Origin of the sequence: Pseudomonas sp. RU47 (assembly GCF_004011755.1) — a bacterium.
Lineage (GTDB): Bacteria > Pseudomonadota > Gammaproteobacteria > Pseudomonadales > Pseudomonadaceae > Aquipseudomonas.
Map to the genome: position 1 here is coordinate 581000 of NZ_CP022411.1, position 23189 is coordinate 604188.

Annotated in this window: 16 protein-coding genes; 10 read left to right on the forward strand and 6 right to left on the reverse strand. The window is 56.4% G+C overall.

The features are described from left to right. Positions 1-51: 51 nt before the first annotated feature. The 4 genes from CCX46_RS02585 to CCX46_RS02600 all read right to left on the reverse strand — a co-directional run bounded on the left by CCX46_RS02585 (position 52) and on the right by CCX46_RS02600 (position 5150). On the reverse strand, positions 52-1806 hold the full coding sequence (locus tag CCX46_RS02585) for a molecular chaperone (RefSeq protein WP_127925599.1): 1755 nt from the start codon (positions 1804-1806) through the stop codon (positions 52-54). Positions 1807-1873: 67 nt separating this feature from the next. Continuing rightward, complete coding sequence (asd, locus tag CCX46_RS02590; RefSeq protein WP_008079215.1) at positions 1874-2734, reverse strand: archaetidylserine decarboxylase; 861 nt, start codon at positions 2732-2734, stop codon at positions 1874-1876. A 19-nt stretch (positions 2735-2753) separates the two neighbouring features. Beyond that, positions 2754-3569, reverse strand: a complete 816-nt coding sequence (gene rhdA / locus CCX46_RS02595) for a thiosulfate sulfurtransferase (protein ID WP_127925600.1) — start codon at positions 3567-3569, stop codon at positions 2754-2756. Between the two features lie 42 nt (positions 3570-3611). Beyond that, a complete protein-coding gene (locus tag CCX46_RS02600; RefSeq protein ID WP_127925601.1) occupies positions 3612-5150 on the reverse strand; it encodes an HDOD domain-containing protein in 1539 nt (512 codons plus the stop codon). A gap of 166 nt (positions 5151-5316) precedes the next feature. On the opposite strand from CCX46_RS02600, the gene motA reads away from it, so the two are divergent. The 3 genes from motA (at position 5317) to CCX46_RS02615 (ending at position 8494) form a co-directional block, all read left to right on the forward strand. Continuing rightward, positions 5317-6168: a flagellar motor stator protein MotA gene (gene motA, locus CCX46_RS02605; RefSeq protein ID WP_007915795.1), complete on the forward strand. Its 852-nt coding sequence runs from the start codon at positions 5317-5319 to the stop codon at positions 6166-6168. A gap of 3 nt (positions 6169-6171) precedes the next feature. Beyond that, positions 6172-7239, forward strand: coding sequence for a flagellar motor protein MotB (motB, locus tag CCX46_RS02610; RefSeq protein WP_127925602.1), 1068 nt, complete (start codon positions 6172-6174; stop codon positions 7237-7239). A gap of 91 nt (positions 7240-7330) precedes the next feature. Then, complete coding sequence (locus CCX46_RS02615) at positions 7331-8494, forward strand: sterol desaturase family protein (protein ID WP_127925603.1); 1164 nt, start codon at positions 7331-7333, stop codon at positions 8492-8494. Between the two features lie 48 nt (positions 8495-8542). On the opposite strand, the gene rsgA is transcribed toward CCX46_RS02615, so the two are convergent. Next, entirely contained in the window at positions 8543-9574 is a 1032-nt protein-coding gene (gene rsgA / locus CCX46_RS02620) for a small ribosomal subunit biogenesis GTPase RsgA (protein WP_038360332.1), read from the reverse strand. A gap of 107 nt (positions 9575-9681) precedes the next feature. Here rsgA and orn point away from each other — a divergent pair, with 107 nt between their 5' ends. The 7 genes from orn to CCX46_RS02655 all read left to right on the forward strand — a co-directional run bounded on the left by orn (position 9682) and on the right by CCX46_RS02655 (position 22020). Beyond that, the gene (gene orn, locus CCX46_RS02625; protein WP_016985703.1) at positions 9682-10224 is read left to right on the forward strand and encodes an oligoribonuclease; all 543 of its coding nucleotides are present in this window, start codon (positions 9682-9684) and stop codon (positions 10222-10224) included. Between the two features lie 340 nt (positions 10225-10564). Beyond that, positions 10565-11584: a hypothetical protein gene (locus CCX46_RS02630; RefSeq protein WP_127925604.1), complete on the forward strand. Its 1020-nt coding sequence runs from the start codon at positions 10565-10567 to the stop codon at positions 11582-11584. Positions 11585-11649: 65 nt separating this feature from the next. After that, a complete protein-coding gene (locus tag CCX46_RS02635; RefSeq protein ID WP_127925605.1) occupies positions 11650-12261 on the forward strand; it encodes a trimeric intracellular cation channel family protein in 612 nt (203 codons plus the stop codon). Between the two features lie 173 nt (positions 12262-12434). Further along, entirely contained in the window at positions 12435-13469 is a 1035-nt protein-coding gene (locus tag CCX46_RS02640; RefSeq protein ID WP_127925606.1) for a hypothetical protein, read from the forward strand. A gap of 950 nt (positions 13470-14419) precedes the next feature. Next, complete coding sequence (locus CCX46_RS02645; RefSeq protein WP_127925607.1) at positions 14420-15364, forward strand: hypothetical protein; 945 nt, start codon at positions 14420-14422, stop codon at positions 15362-15364. 100 nt (positions 15365-15464) lie between these two features. Continuing rightward, on the forward strand, positions 15465-20252 hold the full coding sequence (locus CCX46_RS02650; RefSeq protein ID WP_238704374.1) for an RHS repeat-associated core domain-containing protein: 4788 nt from the start codon (positions 15465-15467) through the stop codon (positions 20250-20252). Positions 20253-20493: 241 nt separating this feature from the next. Further along, a complete protein-coding gene (locus CCX46_RS02655) occupies positions 20494-22020 on the forward strand; it encodes a leucine-rich repeat domain-containing protein (RefSeq protein ID WP_127925608.1) in 1527 nt (508 codons plus the stop codon). A 78-nt stretch (positions 22021-22098) separates the two neighbouring features. Here CCX46_RS02655 and queG read toward each other — a convergent pair whose 3' ends face one another. After that, entirely contained in the window at positions 22099-23169 is a 1071-nt protein-coding gene (gene queG, locus CCX46_RS02660; protein ID WP_127925609.1) for a tRNA epoxyqueuosine(34) reductase QueG, read from the reverse strand. Positions 23170-23189: the final 20 nt, after the last annotated feature.

The window sequence follows — 23189 nt, forward strand, 5'->3', positions numbered from 1 at the left end:
AATGCATTTCTACAGTGGGAGCGAGCTTGCTCGCGAAGGCCGCACCTCGGTCTATAGCGACTTCCACAGCGAATCAAAATCTTCCTCGCTCCCGCCATTCTGCGCGGTCTCCAGTGAGCGATAGGCAAACTGATTGAAGCTATGCGTACTCGCCACCCGTCGATCCAGTCCGGCGCGGTGCTCTTCGCCCTGGGTGTTGATCAACACCTTGCTGCCCTCCTGAAACGGCAAGCGCGGTGCCAGCAGGGTCGCCGGCACATCGATCGCACTGATCTCCGGTAAAAGTAATCCGCGCAGATATTGACTGTGATCGTCCCGCGAACGCACCAGTTGCAAGCCGCACGGCTGGGCATGTGGCGCCACCAGTTCAATGCCCATTTGCGTGCCGCCGCCGCGCACCTGACGTATCCAGCGAATGACCGCGATGCTCCATCCCTGACTGACACTGTCCTGAATCCCGAGCATTTCGCCGGCCTGCAATTCTGCGGGCACTTCATTTGGCCACGCCAGGCAGTAACCTCCGGGGCTGTGATTGATCACCGGCAGGGCGTAGATCGGGTAATGCGGTGTGCTGTCGGTGTGGCTTTCATCCTCAAGCAAATGGTCGTACTGAATCTCCTCATAGGGTAAAAACTCCTCAGACTGGCTCTGCGGCGCAGCGTCGAAGGCCTGGCTCCAACTGTCCTTTTCACCTTTGGCGACGGCACGGCTGAAGTTCGCCGAGCGCGCTCCGGGATGTTTGAGCAGGTCGCTGAAACTGCGCTCGCCGCCGAGGTAGAAGTGCAGTGCGCTCATGCCGACGCACACGGTCAGATGACCCTGGCCGACGGTGCGCTGAAAACTGCGTTCGGCCGTCTGGCCCCAAGTCGCGTGCAGGTGCTGCAGGGTGTCGAAGCTCAGCCCTGCCGGGACGGGCAAGGGTGTCGAAGTGTCCTGATGCTGCAAATGCGCTTCGATGGCGTTCACCAGCGGCTGTGGATCGAAACCGAGCAACCCGCGCTGTTGCTCGCGACGAAACATGCTGCGGTAGCGCGGGCCTGCATCCAGTTCTGCGCTGATCGCCAACAAGCCTGCGTCCGGGCTGGCGGGATGCAGCTTGAGCAGCGCGCTCCACGGCTCCAGCACTTCGGCGAGCCGGGCGATCTGGTTCTGCCGCAACTGATTGCACCGGGCGCTGCCCAGCAAGAGTGCGGCGATGTAGGTCTGTTCAAGGCTCAATTCTGTAGTGAGGCTGGCCAGGTCGTCACGCACGCGTCGGTGTTGCAGTTGTAATTCAGCGGCGCTGCGGTACAACTGATGCAGTTCGAACCACAGCTGCTCCGGCGGCGAGCTATACAGCTGCGTGGCGCGCAGCAGTTGGCCTTTGAGTGCATGGGCGGCACGTTGCAGAGCCATACTGACCAGCGCTGCACGATCCTTGCTGTACTTCGGCGCAATCCGCAACACGATCTGTTTGTAGCCGATGGCCAGATGGCTTTGCAGCGCCTGGCACAGGTTGCTGATCTTGCGCGAGCGCTCGTCGAGCATGATCGCTTGATGCAGGAAGTGCCGCTCCAGATGCTGGCAGACGAAATACACCTCGGGTCGCAGCAACTCAAGCAGGTTGAGACGGTTGTCACTGGGGGTGAGCAGCTGGTTGAGTTCGCCCAGGCCTTGATACAGCAGGCGGGCGGTTTCGCCGATGTTGGCCTTGGGCAGGTCAGCGATCCAGCGCTTGAGATCACGCGGGGAAGCTTCGCAAAACGACAGGCGCGTTTGCGACGGTGTTGGTGCTTGAAGGGACGGCGGGGAGATGGTCTGGCTCATGCCAAAAACCATAGCAGCAAATAACGTAATCTGCGGGAGCGCCTGAGGCGACTCCCGCAGCGGTCAATCAGGCTTTTGGCAGCGCCAGGCCCTGGCCCATCTGCACAGGCGAACCAGCGACCAGTTCTTCAGCCCATTTCACCTGATCCGGCCCAAACAGCACGATGGCGGTCGAACCCAGCTTGAAGCGACCCAGTTCGGCACCTTTTTCCAGATGGATCGGCGCACGCGCGGCTTCGTCATAGCGGAAGGTTTTCAGTTCACGCTTTGGCGGCGTGACCAGACCGGCCCACACGGTTTCGATCGAAGCGACGATCATCGCGCCCACCAGCACCACCGCCATCGGCCCGCGCTCGGTGTCGAAAATGCACGCCACACGCTCGTTGCGGGCGAACAGTTCCGGAACGTTTTCAGCCGTGGTCTGGTTGACCGAGAAAATCCGCCCCGGGATATAGACCATTTCGCGCAGGGTGCCGGCCAGTGGCATGTGCACACGGTGGTAATCCTTTGGCGACAGGTAGATGGTGGCGAAGTCGCCGCCCATGAACGGCGCCGCATTGGCCGCATCACCGCCGAGCAGTTCGAGCACGCTGAAGCTGTGGCCCTTGGCCTGGAACACGCGACCGTGTTCGATCGGGCCAAGCTGGCTGACCGCACCGTCGGCTGGGCTGAGGATCGCGCCCGGGGTTTCGTCCAGCGGACGCGCGCCGTCTTTCAGGGCACGGGTAAAGAAGGCGTTGAAGTGTTCGTAAGCGGTCAGGTCTTCGACCAGCGCTTGCGACATGTCCACCTGATAGCGCTTGGCGAACCACTGGGTGAAGGCATTCTTGAACCAGCGCACGCGGCACTCGGCAACGCAGCCAGCCAGGCGCGACAGCAGGTGATGAGGCAGCAGGTACTGGCTGAGGATAAACAGACGCTCTTTCATTGGTTGTCCTTAAAAAACCTTAAATCTCGACTGGCGTGTCAGGGTGGTTGCCCCATTCGCCCCAGGAACCGGCGTAGCCTTTGACCCGCGGATAACCGAGGGACTTGGCCACCAGATAAGTGAAGCCCGACCGGTGATGGGTCTGGCAGTGGGTAATGATTTCTTTGTCCTTGGTGATCCCGAGGTCTTCGAGAATCTGCGGCATGTCCGTGCGAATGCGCAGCTGACGCGCCTTGTCCATGCCGGCGGTCCATTCGAAGTTGACCGCACCGGGGATGTGCCCGGCCTTGGCGGCCAGTACTTTCTCGCCGGAGTACTCCAGTGGACCGCGCGCATCCCAGATCGCCAGATCGGCAGCACCGAGACGGCTTTGCAGGTATTCGCGGGTGGCGGTCGGCGCTTCGTGCAGGGTCAACGACAATGGGCCGCCAACGGCTGCCGGTACCTGGATCGACATCGGCATGCCATCCGCCAGCCACGCCGGCAGACCACCGTCTATATAGTGGTACTTGTCGTGACCGATCACGTCGAGCAGCCAGATGAAGCGCCCGGCCCAGCCACCGCCTTCGTCGTCATAAACGACGTAGACCGCGTCTTTGCGATGGCCCAATTCACCGAACAGCGCCTCCAGATCAGCTTTGGCCGGCAGCAGGCCCGGCGCCGGCGGCTGGCCGAGCTGAGTGCGTTTCGGGTCGACAAAGCGTGCGCCGGGCAGATGACCTTCGGTATAGCGGGCGGCACTGGTCAGATCCACCAGAATCAGTTCAGGGGATTCGAGGCGCGGGAGCAGGTCGCTCGGCTCGATGACGAGCGGCAAGCCAGAGAAGTCAGACATGTGAGGTCTCCAGAGCACAAAGGGGGGGATTGTAGCGCAGCCTCATCGGGCACGGCTGCTAAAGCTGTGCAGGGCCTTTTCGATGCACTGCGCGGTTTTGCCAAAGGCTTGCACGGTGATGTCAGCGAACGGTCCACCGCCCTGATCGGCGACAACGATCATGATCACCCGGCCATTGTTGACCAGAGAGCGCAGGAATAGATGCTCGCCCCGAAACAGCGTGCGCAGGCTCGGTGGCAGCAGCGCGGAGAACTGCGCGTTGTTGTCCGGGGTAATCCGCACCTGCGCCTGTTGCGCTAACAGCCGTTGCAGCACGCTGCTCTGGCTGACGACAAAATTCAGCGCCGCCGCTTCTTTCGGCAGCCCGGCGGTTTGATTCACGCGCAGATTCGACTGCGTGCGATCGGCCATCAGGATCATCACCCGGCGCATGCCGCTGGCGACCAGTGCATCGCGAGCGGCGACGGTCAGGCTCATGGCATTGGTGAAGCGGCTCGGTTCGGCGAGCAGTTCGGCACATTGCTTGCGCCACTGGCCCAGGTCTTCAGCGCTTGGCGCGGCGGCGGGCAGCATGCCGGCCGGCAAACGACGAGTGCCCAATGGCCACAACAACGAAACCGCCGGATGCCACAGATCCGGCATCGCATGCTGGCGCGCGCTGTTCGCGGCTTGCTGGTGCAACTGTTGTTGCACGTCGTCCATCGGGATTTGCAGATAAAGGCTGGTCAGGTATTGCCAGCGTTCGCTGTGCGGACTGTCCCAGGCCTGTTGCGCCGACAGCGCCAGACCATTGGCCAGCAGCACGGTATTGGCCGGTTGATTGAGCCAGCGGCGCAGGGTCGGGTCATCGTCGAGGCGGTTTTGCTGACGCAGCGGATGTTCGCTGTCGCGAGCAATACGCAGCACTTTCACCAGCTCGCGTTGCTCGCTGAGCAGCAGTTTATAGCCCTGCTGTACCCATATCGGCAGATGCCAGACTTGCACTAGCGCTTCGGCGATTTTCAGCAGACGCACGCCGAACAATTGCTTCTCGACCACGCGGGCCGATTCGCCCTTGTGGATAACCCGCAGCTCCCACTCTTCAAGCAATTGCGGATACGTCAGCGCCAAGGGCCACAGCGGCGACAGAAACAGCAGGCTGCCCCAATGAATGTCCTGCCACAGCCGCGCCAGGCGACTGGCGAAAAAACCGTTGGCCTGTTGCGTCGCGTGCTGGCTGATCATTTGCAGTTGGCGCAGGGCCTTAGGGATTTGCATCAGCGGTTCGGCGGGCAAGCGCGTCAGCAGCTCTTCGGTGCGGGCGAGGCCCAGACGATTGATCGCCACCTCGAGATTTTCCGCTGGCGTGGCCATGGTGCCGTGGGTGTGACGATTCGCCTCACGGATGATGCTCAAGGCCAGTGCCGGGCTGTCCTGCATCAGGTCGGCGATGTCGCGCAGCGAGCTGCGATTGTCGCGGATCGCCCGACACACCTTGTCGTGAGCCTCTTGCGGCACGGGCAGTCGCACGCCATCGAGCAACTTTACCCAGCCGTCGAGCGTGGTCGGTTTTGCGTGTGGGACGTTCGTTTCATTAGCCATGTCTGGACGGGATCTTCACTGACTGTAGACGCGCCCGGCATGGGCTAAATTGGCTTTTCGCCTGAACTGGCTATAGTCTGGCGCAGTTTTGCCGATAAGTAGAAGAAGAGATTTTTTAACTTCCGAATATGACCTTGAACCCGACTTAAGTAAGTACTTTCTACCTATGGCTAAAATTATCGGCATCATCGTCGTATTCGCGAGCGTGCTCGGCGGATACGTGCTCTCCCACGGCAAGATTGCCGCCCTGATCCAGCCCTTCGAGGTGTTGATCATCGGTGGTGCTGCACTCGGTGCATTCCTGCAGGCCAACCCCGGCTACATGACGATGCACGTGCTCAAGAAATCCCTGAGCATGTTCAGTTCGCGCTTCAGCCACACGTTCTATCTGGAAGTGCTCGGCCTGATCTACGAGATCCTCAACAAGAGCCGCCGCGAAGGCATGATGGCCATTGAAGGCGACATCGAAGATGCCGCCGCGAGCCCGATTTTCGCCAAGTACCCGGCAGTGCTCAAAGACGAACGCATGACCGCGTTCATCTGCGATTACCTGCGCATCATGTCGTCCGGCAACATGGCCCCGCACGAGCTGGAAGGCTTGTTCGACATGGAACTGTACAGCCTCAAGGAAGACCTCGAGCATCCGTCCCACGCGGTGAACGGCATCGCCGACGCCATGCCCGGGTTCGGTATCGTTGCGGCGGTACTCGGTATCGTGGTGACCATGGCCTCGCTGGGTGAAGGCGATCAGAAGTCCATTGGTCTGCACGTCGGTGCGGCACTGGTCGGTACCTTCTTCGGTATTCTCGCGGCGTACGGTTTCTTCGGCCCGCTGGCGCATTCCCTGGCCCACGATGCCAAGGAAGAGCTGAACGTCTACGAAGCCATCAAGGCTTCGCTGGTGGCTTCGGCTTCCGGCATGCCGCCGTCGCTGGCGGTCGAGTTCGGTCGCAAGGTGCTGTACCCGGCCCACCGTCCAAGCTTTGCCGAGCTGGAACAAGCCGTTCGCGGTCGCTAAGCCATGGAAAATAATCAGCCGATTATCATCAAGCGCGTCAAGCGCATAGCCGGCGGGCATCACGGCGGGGCGTGGAAAATCGCCTTCGCCGACTTCGCCACGGCGATGATGGCGTTCTTCCTGGTGCTGTGGTTGCTGTCCACCGCAACGCCGGAGCAGAAGATCGCCATCGCCGGTTACTTCAAAGACCCGGTCGGCTTTTCCGAAAGCGGCACGCCGTACATCATCGACCTGGGTGGCACACCGACCCTGGCCCCGGAAAATACCCTCAACCCTGAGGTGAAATCCCAGCCGCAACCGGACAAGGTCACCGTCGACACCGAGCAAGTTGAAGGCATGGCCGAAATGGTCGAGAAAGAGCGCCTCGAACTGCTGCTGCAAGAACTGCAGAACAAGGTCGACGAGAACCCGCAACTGCAGAAATTCAAGGATCAGATCCTCTTCGAAATCACGCCGAATGGCTTGCGCATCCAGATCATGGACGCCGAGAACCGGCCGATGTTCGACTCCGGTTCTGCACGCCTGAAGCCGTATTTCGAAGACATCCTGCTGGCCATGGCCGACACCATCAAAGCGGTGCCGAACAAGATCAGCATCAGCGGCCACACCGACGCCAAGCCATACACTGGCACTGGCGATTTCGGTAACTGGGAACTGTCGGCCAACCGGGCCAACGCTGCCCGTCGTGCGCTGATCGCCGGTAGCTATCCGGATGCGCAAGTGGCGCGGGTCGTCGGTTATGCCTCGTCGGCACTGTTCGACAAGGAAAACCCGTTCAACCCGGTCAACCGCCGCATCGACATCGTCGTGCTGACCAAAAAGGCTCAAGCGGCGATCGAAGGTTCGCAAGGTGCCGATCCTGCGAAACCTGCAGATCAAGGTCAGAACGGCGCCGCTCCAGCGACACCGGTTGATCCGAATGCGCTGCCGGCGGACCAGCAGCCGGTGCCGGCGCATGAGTTACGTGAACGGTTGAATCTGTTTGATGACGCCGCGCCGAAACCGGCGGAACCGGGGAGTGTGGCGCCAGCGCCAGCAACCACTGCACCGGCGCCTGCGCCCAAGCAGTAATCGACAAAAAGCCACGGTCACCGTGGCTTTTTTGTTTCTGCCTGCGTCGCAATGACCAGTCGCAGTTTTCGCAATCACGGAAGATCAGTTAATGGAAAGACTCAAAGCCTATTTTCAACGGCATGGCAACGCACCCTTCAAATTTGGCGAGGGGCGGGTCAGTGGCTATATTTCGGCCACCCTCGGGCTGTTGAGCCTGTTGGCGGTGTTCTGTTTCCTGTTTCCCGAGTGGCTGACCACGGCCGAACTGCGCAAGGTCTATGACGAGCAGTTCGCGCGCACCACGCTGTTGCTCGGTCTGGTGCTGTCGTTCAGCCTCGGCACCCTGAATATCCTGCTCAACAAGCGCAAACGTCTGGGGATTACCGGACTGGTGGCGTCGGGGCTGGCGGTATTCCTCGGGGGCACCAATGTCCAGGTCAGCTCGATCGGGCAGACCCCGTACTCGCTCGGTCTGGACTGGTTTGTGCTGGCGCTGCTGGTGTCGGCGATCGTGTTCATTCCGCTGGAGAAGCTCTATTCCAAGGATCCCGAACAAAATATCCTGCGCCCGCACTGGCGCACCGACCTGACCTACTTTTTCGTCAGCCACATGCTGGTGCAGTTCATCCTGATCTTCATCACCGCCTCCTCGGGCTACATCGCTGGTTGGGCGATTTCGCCGAGCTTGCAGGCAAGTGTGCAAAGCCTGCCGCTGGTGGTGCAGTTTCTGTTGGCGATCCTGGTCGCCGATCTCGGCCAATACTGGCTGCACCGGCTCTACCATGTGGTGCCGTGGCTGTGGCGCATCCACGCGGTGCATCACTCCAGCACGCACATGGACTGGCTCGCCGGTTCGCGCGTGCACTTCATCGAAATCCTGCTCACCCGCACCGGCGTACTGGTGCCGTTGATGCTGCTGGGTTTTGCCCCTCAAGCCTTGAACGCTTATGTGATTCTGGTCGGTGTTCAGGCGGTGCTCGCCCACGCCAACGTGCGGATCAACGGCGGCTGGCTGAATTACCTGATCGTGCTGCCGCGCTATCACCATTGGCACCACGCCCGGTACAAGGATTACATCTACAAGAACTACGCGATCCACACGCCGCTGGTGGACATGCTGTTTGGCACCTTCAAATTGCCGCCCAAAGAGTGGCCGGTGCGTTATGGCGTGTTCGGCAAGGAATTGCCGGGCGGGATCGTGCGTCAGCATTTGTATGCGTTTCAAAAGCCTGAGCCGAAGACGGCAGTGCCAAAGCCGCCAGCCAGCGTTTGAGGCAAAAAAAAGCCGCGAGATGATCGCGGCTTTTTTGTGTCTGGCTACCTAGTAGCCGTTTTCCGGCAAACTGGCGATGATCGAGCGGTAGCTATTCATCCGCTGCTGCTGGATGCGTCCGTCTTCGAGTGCCTTGAGCAGTGCACAGCCCGGTTCGCGATCATGCTTGCAGTCGCGGAAACGGCAAGTGCCGAGCAAATCATCGAATTCGATGAAACCGGCTTCGACATCGGCGCGACTGACGTGGCCCAGGCCGAATTCACGAATACCCGGGGAGTCGATCAACTCGCCACCGCCCGGGAAGTGGAACAGTCGCGCGGTGGTCGTCGTGTGCGTGCCCTGGCCGGACAGTTCGGACAACGGCCCGACACGGGTTTCAACTTCAGGCAGCAGGCTGTTGACCAGCGACGACTTGCCGACACCGGACTGACCGACGAACACACTGATACGGCCGTCGAGTTGCTGTTGCAACTGTTCCATACCGTTGCCGTGGTGCGCCGACACTTCCAGCACCGGATAGCCCAGCGTGCGATACACCGCCAGCAATGCGTTGAGCGCCGGGGCATTCTGCTCATCGATCAGGTCGAATTTGTTCAGCAGCAGCAGTGGACGGATGCCGGCGTGTTCGGCCGCGACCAGATAGCGGTCGATCAGGTTGGCATGCGGCTCGGGCAGCGGCGCGAAGACAATGACGATCATGTCGACGTTGGCCGCTACCGGTTTGAGCTGGCCCCGGCTGTCCGGGCGGCACAGTTCGGTGGTGCGCGGCAGTTGCGCGACGATCACCCCGATGCCTTGGTTGCCGGCACGCCAGACGACCGTGTCACCGGTCACCAGTGCTGGCAGGTTCGCGCGCAAGTGGCAGCGGAACACTTGGCCGGCCTGATCACCGTCAACCGCCTCGACCTCGACCTGGACACCGAAGTGGGCGATCACCAGGCCGGTTTGTTCCGGGCCCAGGTCGCCACCCTCAAGGGCTTCGACAGCCGAGGACTCGCGTTTGGCGGCGCGTGCAGCGCGTTCGCCCTGAATCTTTTCGATGCGCCAGTTTTGACGACGATTGAGTTGGCGTTTGGCCATGGGTGTTCCGTCTGAAGAATGCAGCGATTAGGTAAAACGGCCGCGAGTTTAGCACGCCCGGCCAGCGGCCTAGGCTAAACTGCGCAGCATTGCCTAGGAGCCGAAATATGCCAAACCCGCAGAACCTGATCTGGATCGACCTGGAAATGACCGGTCTGGATCCGGAAAACGACGTCATCATCGAAATGGCCACCATCGTTACCGACAGCGATCTCAACACGCTGGCCGAAGGACCGGTGATCGCCATCCACCACAGCGACGAAGTGCTCGCCCGCATGGACGAGTGGAACACCCGCACCCACGGTAACTCCGGCCTGACCCAGCGCGTGCGCGACAGCCGCATCAGCATGGCCGAGGCAGAAGCCGAAACCATCGCCTTCCTGGAAAAGTGGGTGCCGAAGGGCAAATCGCCGATCTGCGGCAACAGCATCTGCCAGGATCGCCGCTTCCTTTATACGCACATGAAAGGGCTGGAAAGCTACTTCCACTACCGCAACCTCGATGTCTCCACGCTCAAGGAACTGGCTGCGCGCTGGGCGCCGGACGTGCGCGACAGCTTCAAGAAGGGCAGCACGCACCTGGCGCTGGACGACATCCGCGAATCGATCGCCGAGTTGCAGCACTACCGCAAGCATTTCATCAAGTTCTGATGTGGTTTGTGCAGGAGCTGCCACAGGTTGCTCCTGCATTGGAACGTGTCGGTCGCAGCTGTTGCAATGACATCCTGCTAATCTTTCGAAGTGTATTTTATCCCGACATTGTTGTTGCAGTATTCTGATATTGAGTGATGTGCCTTTATTCTGCGCGTGAAAAAGTAATGGCTTTGACGAGTTTTAATTAAGTGCCCCGCTTGAATTGAAGTTATGATCGCCTTTTTGTTTTTTCTTACACTTTTGAGGAAAGAGTTTTCCCTGGTGCATGTTATTACTGATGCTCTGTATTTTCGAACACTCGAAGTGTTCGATTTGATATCTATCAAGGAAGAAGTTCATGAGTGAAACGTTGAGTGCATCACAGGGGCAATCTGTTGAGTCAGGTGCGGCAGAAAGCATTGGTAGTTTTGCCGTAAAGTTTGACGCGGGTGCATCCAGTCGGAGCAAAGTGCTATACGCCAATGGGCGCATGCAGGTTAAGGTCCAGGTTGTAGTGGCGGGTGTGGATCGCGATGGTAACGTCGTTGCTGTTTCCGACGAGGTCATGGAGAGTATTCGTCTTATTCACTATGACAGCGGCAAAACCTTGCGCAATGGCTGGCGAGCCAGCACGGAGCAGGGCCGCTTCACCTTGGCAGTAGCGCCCACCGCCACAGTTACGGAGAATGATGGAGAAGAAGATTCTTCGGGCCAGCAACGCGTACGCACATTCTGGGTTTCCAGCGAAAATGTCGAAACCATCCAGATAGGTGCATCCGTTAAATTCGATAACACAATCATCCGCAGTAACGGCACAACTCTGTCGAGCAGGCATGACAGCAGCATCAACATTGAGGCCATCCTGCCGGTAACCTATGCGGTTGAGCAATTCCGTTGGCAAGATGTCTGGTATGACGGCGGATTTAGAAATCAACGTATTTACAAATACTACCTCGGCTTGTATCCCGATGCGCGACAAGTCAAGTTGGTGGACTGGATTGCTGAGGGCTCTGACAAGAACGTTGTTTTTGCCTTCGGGAATAAAACCAAAGGATGGAATGCAGCATTCCAGGCAGGCATTATGATCCGCCCTGACCGGCAAAGTATTGACGTGTCGTTACCGTTTACCGACGTCGTAGGCTGGACGCCAGACGCCATCAGAGATATTTATCATGAGAAGGACTACGAGGTTCGAGTCAACGACCGCATCGGAGAACTGACGGTTGTCCAGTTACTGTCTCCAGCTGCACGAGATCAACCACCGGTCGACAGATCGGAAGTTTTCCGCTTCACCGCTCTGGACCAATTTGGCACTGAACATAAACTGGCTATCCGCACAGACTTTAAAGAACGAAGCTTCAGGCTGGAACGAGGTTAACGTCATCTCTTTTGATACCGGCGCGAAATGGCTAGACTGCGCGCCTCTCTGCCGGGATCGCCACCATGTTGCTGATGCTCTATCTGATTGCCATTACTGCTGAAGCCATGACTGGCGCGTTGTCTGCGGGCCGTCGTGGCATGGACTGGTTTGGCGTGGTGCTGATTGCCTGCGTCACGGCGTTGGGTGGCGGTTCGGTTCGTGATGTGCTGCTGGGGCATTATCCGCTGACATGGGTCAAACATCCGGAATATCTGGTGTTGACCTCGGTCGCGGCGATGTTCACCGTGTTCACCGCGCGCTGGATGCGCCATCTGCGCTCGCTGTTTCTGGTACTCGATGCAGTCGGTCTGGTGGCGTTCACCCTGATCGGCTGCATGACCGCTCTGGAAATGGGCCACGGCATGCTGGTGGCATCGGTCAGCGGGGTGATCACCGGGGTATTCGGCGGCATTCTTCGCGATATCTTCTGCAACGACATTCCACTGATCTTTCGGCGCGAACTGTATGCGAGCGTGTCGTTTGCTGCAGCATGGTGCTACATGCTGTGTCTTTATCTGAATGTGGCAAGCGATCAAGCCATTTTGATCACGCTGTTTGGCGGTTTTCTGTTACGTCTGCTGGCCATACGTTTTCATTGGGAAATGCCGAAGTTCGTTTATAACGACGAGCATTAACCCTCGTTGCTGGAAGATGGTGGTTTCCGGATAAAAGCCTGTGAGCCGCCGAAACTTGCAAGTGTATGTTTCTTACATTTTTCGCTTTGCTGTTTATTTGAAAGGTCTGTAGTTTTTTTGTTGGCATTTCTTCGGTGCCAATATTTAAATATAACTCTTCAAAGGAATACATCATGAGTGAAAGCATGGACGCTACACCCAATCAGCAAGCCAGTCCGACCATTCTTGCTGGACTTGGCAGTTTCAAAGTCAAGTTTGATGCCAGCGACAATACTCGCAGTAAATCGCTGTACGCTAATGGACGGATGCAGGTGAAAGTGCAAGTTCTGGTTTCCGGGGTTGATGCTGATGGTGATGTTGTGCACGTACCGACAGAGGTGATGGAAAGCATCGAATTGATTCATTACAGCTCTGGCAAAACGTTGCGCGACGGCTGGGCCGCGAATATCGTGCAAGGGCGGTTTACTATCGAGGCGCCGCCCTCAGCCGCTGCAGGAGAGGTTCAAGACGATGATCTGGAAAATGACAGCATCCATCCTCAGGTACGTACGTTCTGGGTATCCTCATCGAGCGCTGGTACGACCCAGATCGGTGCACGCTTGTCTCTGAACGGTGTGAGGATCGTCAGTAACGCGACCACGTTTTCCAATGTTCATGACAGCAGCGTAACGCTCGAAGCACAAACACCTGAGACCTATTCGATTGGACTGTTCGATTGGTTTCAGACGCGGCGGGGCAATGAAGAACCCGGCAATCGTATCTGGAACTACTATCTAGGGTTGTTTCCGAAGGGGCAGCAGATCAGGCTGGTCGACTGGATTGTAGATGGAGTGGAGCCAAACGCTGATGATATCTTTGCAGGCGGTAACAAACTTAATGAATCAAAAACAAATTATATGGAGATTACACTTGTTCGTCGCGAACGAACTGAGTTCATAACGTACTTGCCTTTTTCCGGGAATAGTAATCTGCATACTTTTACTGCTGACGCTATAACAAGGCAAGAGAAGCGATATAGCGTAACCGTCAATGATCGTGAAGGTTATCTGACCGTGGTTCAAGCACTGTCCGAGTATTCGAAAGATGCGGGAAAATACAAAGTCGGCAATGTGCTTCACTTTCGTGCCATTGATCAGCACGGTACCGAGCATAAATTGGCTATTCGCACGAATTTTTATGAGCGTAATTTATACCTCGAACGTGGCTAGGTCTCATCGTCACTGATTCAATTTCTGTGGATGCAGTAATATATGCTTTTGATATGGTGATTACCGATAAGCTGTGATGTTCAATTGTCCGGTATTCGCACCCAAAGTGCTTTTACTGATGTCCGGCGCTGACCCTGAAGTTATGCGGGGTCAACGCCATCTCACTTTAAGGATGAGTATTGATGACTGGCAGGCTCTTACCGGCCACCGTTTGCTTCTCCAGCAATGCTGCATCAGTCCACACCGCATTGCCTAGGGCCGTTGCGGCCTACCTACAAGCCTGCCTCGATCACATTGATGCCAGCGATCAAGGTAACGTGATCCCGAGATCTTCCGCGATCAATGAGTTCGCCAAGCATGCTGCGAAGTCTTCATTGAAAGATTTCTGGATCCCCTACCCAAAAGCCTCGGCGGGACCGATGCGTAAGGCAACCTGCCCAAAACGATGGACCAGGCATTCGGATGGTGACTACAAAGTACGCCCGTAATTGCGCACTTTCTGAGTATCGTCCTCCGGTACCGGGGAGCCCCGGATTGTCGTTCGCCTGACAGTGAACCAGCAATTCATTCGCAGTAATGGAACGCCCCTTTACAGTAGCCACGACAGCAGTGCGCCCCTGATCAAGGAATTCGACGCTTATTCCATCAAAAGTTTCAGGTGGCAAAAGGTTCGACGTGAGAATCAAGAGCACGCCGGTGTAGCTATCTGCCGCTTCATGTGCTCCGTTTTGGATTTTTAAGAAAGTTTACAATCTGCTTATCGGATTTCGTGTTCTGGTGATTCCTGCGCAGGTTATCTTTTGCGTGTTGTCTGGCGACGATTTGTTTGAATGGTTTGCTTCAGTGTTGCAATTACAATTTGTCAATCATCCCTGGTTTATTTGGTTTCTTGGTTGTGTGTAAATGGCGCTGTGTTAATCCTGCTTTTTATTTTTTATCAGGTTAAATATATGTTTGAGAAAGATCTAAGTATTCAGCACTTTGAAGTTAAGTTTGATTCTTCGGCCGCTGATCGCCGTCGGACGTTATATGCCAACGGACGTATGCAAATTCGGGTATTGGTGCGAGTCTCCGCAGCGGATGCGCAAGGTAATGAAGTCTCTCTGCATGGGCATCCGGCGCTGCAGACCCTTAAACTCATCAGCTATAACGACGGCACACCTCTCGAGGGTAACTGGATTTCCAGTCGCCAAGAGAACCGCTATGCCCATGACATGTCAGGCCGCGAAGCGAGCATTACGCCGCTGATAACCGCTTCCGACAATCGGATATCCGACCCTTCCGAAACCGTTCAAGTGTTCGAGTTCTGGGTGTCTAGCAAGCGAGTGGGATCGTTGCAGATTGCCGCAGAATTAATGTTGGACGGCAAGCGGTATCGAAGCAATGGGCAAAATGGCTACGACAGCAGCGTTAGCCTGGACGCCGTTGCTCCCAAGCGATATCCGGCTGCCAGTTTCCTGTTCGGTGGAATCAGGAGTGTCGAGCAGAAAAGTAGTTACGACAGGCTTGAACAGTTCAGTCTTTCGCTTTTTTCGGAGGGGCGGGTTATTCACTTGCTCGACTGGTCCAGTGATCAGGTGAAATATGACCCGGACTACGCTGGTGAATTCTTTTACTCCGGCAATCTTGATGATGGTGTGAATAACCTGAGTACTTACTTTGGTTTCATTGCTCCGGTCTATGGCGAATCAGTCACAGTAAAGACGCACTATGGCTTTAGGACGCTACCTCAGGAAGCCGGTCGGATTTCCATATTCGTCTATGCCAGTGCGGAACCTGCCAATAAACCTGCGCGTACCGAAACCTTCGAGCTGAAAGTTTTTGATGAGTTTGGTACTGATCACCGTTTGCGTATTAATTCAAACACAGCTCTTCGCAGCTTCTTTATAAGCTGATTCCTTTTATTTCGTTCGTCGGCCTGCTCTTGTTGCTGAGTCTCAGGTCGACGGTTGATGTTTGTATGGATGCATTGTTTAAAATAACAGGAAGTTGTTTATGAGTAGTCATTTTCCAGAGCCCGTGCATTCGAATGCATTTAATTTTAGCGAATTTGTGAGCGGTGGCGTTGATCCTCGAACAGGTATATATACCTGCTCGTTGTCCCTGGGTGCCATTCGTTCCGCAGATTTGAACGGCCCCTCGTTTAATCTTGCGCTGAACTTCAATCCGCTTAATTCGCGCAACACAGGTTATGGCCTTGGTTGGTCGCTGACCCTGACGCGTTATGACGTTCGTAACAAGGTCATGACGCTATTCACCGGTGAAACCTACCGGGCAGTTGAATCACGAAATGCGCTTCATTTTAAAGAAATGAAGCTGGAGAGCGCCAAGGTGCTGAAGCACGGCGACGGACACTACGAAGTACGTTACAAGGATGGTCGGCGCGAAGAGCTAAAGGTCTTCGGTGCTACACAGATTGCCGTACCCATTCGAATCTTCGCAGCGAACGGCGTGAGCATCAGCCTGAAATACGCGTTGTTCAATGAGCAGCCGATGCTCATCGAAATCGCGGACGACAAAAGGACTTTGTTGAAAGTTGGCAGCACGCGTAGCCGCGTCACCTTGACTCGCGATCCCGATACGCCAGCCAGCGCCGGATTTACCTTAAAGCTCAAGAATGATCGGGTCAGCACCATCAGCTTGCCTGTCGGCAGGGGCTGGGATCTGCAGTACGAGGACATCAATGGCACCGGTTATTTGAAGCGAGTGGTTTCGCCGCTGGGGGCTGTGGAAAATATCCGCTACAAGGAAATCGGTCATCTGTTACCCACCTTGCAGGGTGTCCAGAGTCTGCCTTACGTGATTGCTCACGATATTTATCCAAAGCAAGGTCAGCCCAGGGTCGTCAAGGCTTACACCTATTCGGACTGGAACTTTCTGGGGCACGGCGTGGCGGCGGATCCTTCGGATGACGGCGACCCGCTTTACCGGGCGGCCAGCACTTACCAGTACAGCAGTGTCGAGCGTCTGATGATGGGTGAGAAAGTTCATACCCAGGTCAAACGCACCTACGATAAGTTCCACCTGTTGGTTTCTGAAGTCACCACTTGTGGTGATGCGGTAGTGACAGTTGCCACCGAATATCACGGTGATGTCAAAAAAACACTCGACCAGCAGCCGGCTCAGTTCCGGATGCCCAAGACGCAGACCCGCAGCTACGAGAACCGACTAACCAAGAAGATCCGTTCCGAGACGTCGACCACTGAGTTCGATGCCACCGGTAATCTGCGTAAACAGGTCGGAATCGATGGCGTGACGACGCTGTTTGAATACTTCCCCTCCTTCCAAAGCCCGGACTGCCCCGCAGACCCACTAGGCTTTGTCCGATTCCTTAAACAGCAGACCGTGATCCCGGCTTCAGGTGGTGGAGCGTCCACCGTTAAACGCTTTCGCTATGCGTTGCAGCCGGGTGTTAAAGGTTCGACATTGGCAAATGTGATGCCCGTCGAAGAACAGCTGTACGAGTGTGTGGCGGACAGTGAAGTGCTGCTGTCGACCGTCAGCCTGACCTATGTGAATGCACCCCACGACTCGCTTAAGCATGGTGTATTGCAGCAACGAAGTGTCTCGCGTGATAGCAAGACGTCGCGAGTCGAGTATTCCTATGTGCTTGACGACAATACGCTTGTGCTGAAGAAAATCTTCCAGGGTTTTGACGGTACGAGCGCGACGACCGAGCAAGCGCTGTCGACACTCAATGCGCTGATCTTGTCCGAGCGTGACGCAGATGGCCAGGTTGTCGAGTATGAATACGACAAAATCGGCCGGCAGTTGCGCAAGACCATGTCCCCGGGTGCGACCAACGCGTCATCGATCCATTGGGTTTATCACGCTGCAAGCGCTACCGAGCCGGCGATGGTGGTCATGACGGATTCCTCGGGCGGCAGGCAGGATGTCAGCTATGACGCGCTGGGGCGGGTGATCGGCATTCAGGAAAAGGACCGCGACAACCCGGATCATTCGGGGGGAAGTCCAATGCGTACAGTCTTTGCCGCTGTCCATGATCAGGTCGGGCGGTTGGTGGAGCAAACCCACTCGGATTGGTGGGAAGGCGTTGCACGACCGGTTAAAACCCAATCGCTTTACGATGACTGGGGGAATGTCAGGGAAACCCGTCATTGCGACGGTCGAATCGAACATATCGAGTTTGATCCGGTGGGCCGGCAGCAGAAGGCCTGGCAGCACGGTTTTGGCAAGACCGTGACGATCATCAATGACTTCAGCAAGCCGGACAGCATCGAGGTATTCGATCTCAAGGATCAGAGCCTGGGTAAAACCGTTTTTGAATACGATGGGTTGGGCCGAACCCTGAGCCAGACCGATCAGGCAGGTAACAAGACCCGCTACGAATATGACGTGTTCTCCCGGATGGTTCGCAGTGTTCTCCCGGACGGGCATGCCGTGGAAACCACGTTTGCCGCCCATAGCTGCGATGAGTTACCAGTGGAAATCAAAGTGGCCGGTTTGTCATTGGGGCAACAGAGTTTCGATGCTTTGAACCGTGTGACGGAGATTTCAGTGGGGGGGCGTAAATCGGTTGCCAGTTTCGAGGCTGGTCGCAGTCTGCCCAAGTTCACCACCGACGCCACGGGTCAGAAAATCGAGTTCGTTCATGCGCCTGAACTGGGAGGGGTGTTGACTGAGCGCAAAGCCGTGACCGCGGAGGGCAAAGATGGGTTGAGCACGCGGTTCACCTACGAAGCCCTGAGCGGAAGAACCAAAAGCTGTATCGAAGAAGATCGCGAGAGTCATTTCGAGTACTTTCCCTCCGGACGTCTGAAATCGGAAACCACTCGATATGGCGAACAGCGCCGTACCGTTTCCCATACTTACTCATTTGCCGGTCTACCCCTGACGTACACGGACGTGCTGGGTGTAAAGCACCACACCAGTTACGACAAGTGGGGGCGCAGAACTACGTTCAAGCAAGGTGCGGTGCAGGCTGATTACGCCTATGACAAGCGTGGTTTGCTGCAAACGATTGAAACTCGCGATACCTCCTCCAAGCGACAAATGAAGACGCGTCTGACTTATGACGATATCGGGCGCGAAGCCAACCGCAGTTTCGAGGTCAATGGGCTGCCCACTCAGACGCTGACCTCCAGCTACAACATGACCGGAAAACTGGCGCGCAAGGTGTTGACGCGTGGCGCTGCCGTGTTGCGCGATGAGCAATTTACTTACGACGTGCGCGGGCGACTGGTTCAGTACGATTGCGGCGGCAGCCAGCGACCGCGAGATCCGTACGGAAAGGAAATTGTTCAGCAGATCTTTACCTTCGACGCTCTGGATAACATTCTCACGCTACAAACCACGTTTCCTCAGGGGGTCAATGTAACCACCTTCAGTTTCAGCACGCTTGACCCGGCGCAGCTCATCGGCGTCTCACACTCCCATGCCGACTATCCGGCGTCGATCGTTCTGGAGTACGACGCCGACGGTCGGATGATCAAGGATGATCAGGCACGCGCCCTGACATATGACGCTTTTGGACGTTTGGTGCAGGTGACCAATGCGCGAGGGGAAGTGGTGCGTGGTTACCATTACGACGGCTTTGATCGGCTCGTCGAGTTGTCGCAACCGCGAATGCTGGATGTGCAGCGCTACTACCACAACGCCAGAGTCAGCAGCGAGGTCCGTGGCAATGACTCGCGCAGTGTCGTGCGCCATGACGGCTTGATATTGGGGGATCAACAGCTTGGGACCGATGCGGGGAGCCGGATTTTTGGCACTGATCAACAGAACAGCGTGTTGACCCGTTTGCATGGCGAGCAATGGGTCGACAGCACCTACAGTCCCTACGGGCATCGTCCTGTCGACGGTGGTCTGTTCAGTCTGGCCGGTTTCAATGGCGAGCAACTCGATGTGGTCACAGGCTTGTATCTGTTGGGTAACGGCTACCGAGCCTACAGCCCTACGCTGATGCGTTTCACCAGTCCCGACAGCATGAGTCCGTTCCGTGCGGGTGGTTTGAATGCGTACGCTTACTGCCTGGGCGACCCGATCAATAGGGTTGACCCAACGGGCCATGTTTCCTGGCAGTCGATTGCCGGGATCGCATTGGGGTTCATCGGGATTGTATTGAGTATTGTGACCATGGGGGCTGCCACGCCACTGGGCCTGTTCGCCATGGGGTTGGGTGTCGCATCGGGAGCTGCCGGTATCGGCAGTGAGGTGGCAAATGCCTACGACTCACAATCCCAGGCAGGAGCGATACTTGGATGGGTGAGTCTTGGTCTTGGAATCGCTTCGATAGCAGCGGGAGCGCTTGCGGTCCAGAAGGCCTTGTCACAGACCAGTAGAGCCCGTGCTTACATCGCCACGGTTGCGGACGAGCCGCCAGTCAAAATCGTTGAAAAGGAATTCGCTATCTTCACCAAGCCCGGGGGCAAAAAAATCCCTCAGCGAGCTGCTCCAGAACCTTGGACTTTCGAGATTGACGGCGTGAAGGTGGATGGGCAAGCCGACTTGAGTGTCATTAAGGGTTTTAGCAAATTAGATGACCGTGAAATTGGAAAGGCCAAAAGATTCCTGACCGAGATCGTCGACGAGGGGAAGACGCCAACCGACGCGGCTAGCATGTTGGGAACTAATACTAAATATAGAGGGCTAACCCCGTTCCGCAGCGCCAATGCCAAAGAGCTTAACGACCCTGCTTTCGTCAACACGACGGGGCAAACCGAAATCAAGCTAAGTGCTGCCCAACGTTTTATATTTTTTGCGAACAGAGATACTCGGACGGTGACGGCGCATGCGTTTGGGCACACGGTGAAAGGAAGTTGAAAGGTCTGTAAACGAATTTGACGCAAATACGCGAATAGTGTGATTTGCCGAATTTAGCTCGGTTCTGCACTTGAGTAAAACGGGGCTGCGTGAAGATCTATGTATATCTTCACGCAGCAATCATCCCGATAGACTGCTCCTTTCAATCGGCAAGTTATCCAGAGGGATGACTTGTGTCGATGTCCGGCGTTGCTTGTGCAGAGCTGCTGGATCAGTGCAATCAAATCAAGGATGAGAGCTTATGTCTGGCAAACCACCAAAGATCAAACCTTCCCTCGGAAAAAATAACGACTCCAGCGCTGGGGGGGCCCATCGTCAGCTACGTACCAGCCCGCCCCACCCGTCGAATGTCTCGCATCAGGTAGCGCAATCTCCTCTTCTCATGTCGGCGACTGAAGCCGTAGCGCAGTCGGTCAGCGTGACCCCGATGACTTCCTACATGGGAGTTGCAATGGCTGCTTCGGCACCTGCGTTCCGGGACTACTGGGTACGTGCCTGGAACAATCTCGGTGAGGCCGACGCGTTGGGCATTCGGCTATGCAAGCAGCGTCAGTATGTCGCCGTTGCCGATGACTATTTCGTGCAAGTGGTCAAAGATGCCGAAAGCGGTCTGTACCGTGCCACGGTCGCCAGAGAACTCAATGCTTCCGGCCCGCTGATGAAGCTGGATGCCGAGGGCAAGTTCTGGCGTCCGGCGGACAACGATGACTTGCCCGGGCAGGTAGCAGTGGAACGAGCCAGGGAGTTGTCCGGTGAGGGGGAATTTCAGCAGGGGTCGATTCCCACGATAGACGAGCGTCTGGCCGAGCTGTACCCGACCATGACCGAGGAGGCCCGATCAACCATGCTTAGCGAGCGATTTAGCGGCGATCCGTTGCTCGCGGTGGCTCGCCTGGAGAAGGAATTCTCCACACTGGTGGAAGACCTTGGAGCGTGGGTGGCAGAAGTGCCGCCTCTCCACCCCGTCACGGGGCTGTCGCTGACAAAGACCGAGATTGAGTCTCAGCGAGCCCACAGAGAGTTTTTCGCACTGGAGTTACAAGCCAATTGGTCTCGCAAGGCAACAACCGTAAACCCTTACACCCCGTCAACGCTTGATTACGATCTGGATATGCTGGGAAGCCTGCCGCGTTTATCGGCTGACTTCAGTCATGTCCGTGAACTGAGTCTCTCCAGCACTTCGCCACTGAGTGGCAGCGCTTTTCTCGAAGCTTTTCCGGGCGTGCGGTATCTGATCCTCTCGGGTTTTGCGCTGAAAACGTTTCCCGTTGAAATTTTTCAAATGAGAGAACTGGCGACATTAACACTGGACAACTGCGACATTCGACTCTCCGAAGCAACCGTCGAAGGCCTCGCCCATATTGAAAACTTGACGCTTCTGGATTTAAGCGACAACCCGCTTGGCCTCGCGCCTGATATCAGTTTCATGCGGCGCCTGGACAGTCTCTATCTTTCGAATACAGGGCTGATCGAAGTTCCAGTCGGGCTGTTTGACATCGAGAGTCTCGCCTACGCAGATTTGGGGAGTAATGGAATCAAGAACTTGCCACTGGAATTGTTCGACGTGCCCGATGTTTGGGAAGTCAACTATAACTTTCGAAACAATCCGCTGGATGAAGATACCCTGCAACGAGTCACTGACTATATGAATGCCGCCGGTTTAGACAGAAAAGTCCTGATTCAAGTGGGTGGCGATGTCTGGGTGCCCCAACAGAATATAGTGTTCGATGGCGTGGACAGTGGGCTGGAGAGTTCCGACGAGGGCTGACTCATTGGCTGGCAACATGCTCGGGCCAGCGGACTGTGCAGGCTATTGGTCGCACCGCAAAAGTGGATCGAAAGGATTTTACAGTGTGTCAGGGACATGCTGACGCAACGCCCACTCCACATGCTCTCTAACCAACTCTGACGGATAATCCCGTCGCGCCTTCAATGCTTCCAGTACCGGAATCGTTGAAGGCGCATTGCCCAATCCCACCGCCAGATTCCTCAACCAACGCTCATACCCGGCTCGCCGCAACGGCGAACCTTCAGTGCTACCTAAAAATTTCTCTTCGTCCCACAAAAACAGCTCAGCCAATTCGGCATTGTCGAGATTGTGCCGCGGCTTGAAATCGCTTTCCCCGGAAGGCTTGGCGAAACGGTTCCACGGGCAGACGATCTGGCAGTCATCACAACCGAACACGCGATTGCCGATCAACGGACGCAGGTCTTCAGGGATGGCGCTTTTCAATTCGATGGTCAGATAGGAAATGCAACGTCGCGCGTCCAGCACATACGGGCCGACGAAGGCGTTGGTCGGGCAGATATCGAGGCATGCAGTGCAGCGGCCGCAGTGTTCAGTGCTGTGCGGCTCATCCACCGGCAATGGTAGATCGACAAACAATTCGCTCAGGAAGAAATAGCTACCGGCCTTACGGTTCAGCACCAAGGTGTTTTTACCGATCCAGCCCAGCCCGGCCTGTTCAGCGATGGCTTTTTCCAGCACCGGGGCGCTGTCGACAAACGCGCGAAAACCGAACGGGCCGATCTGCGCCTGAATCTTGTCGGCCAATTGCTGAACACGTTTACGGATCAATTTGTGGTAATCGCGGCCCAAGGCATAACGCGACACGTAGGCTTTTTCCGGTTGCGCGAGCATTTGCGCCATTTGCGTATCGCCCGGCAAGTAGTCCATGCGCAGCGAAACCACGCGCAATGTGCCCGGCACCAGCTCTTCGGGGTGCGAGCGTTTGCTGCCATGGGCGCCCATGTAATCCATTTCGCCGTGGTAGCCGGCCTTGAGCCAGCGTGCGAGGTGCTGCTCATGCTCGGCCAGGTCCAGACCGCTGATGCCGACTTGCTGAAAGCCCAGCTCGCGGCCCCAATCCTTGATTGATTGGGCGAGGGCGGGCAGGTCTGTGGTGATAGCGGACATGAGACGAGAGAAACCGGAGC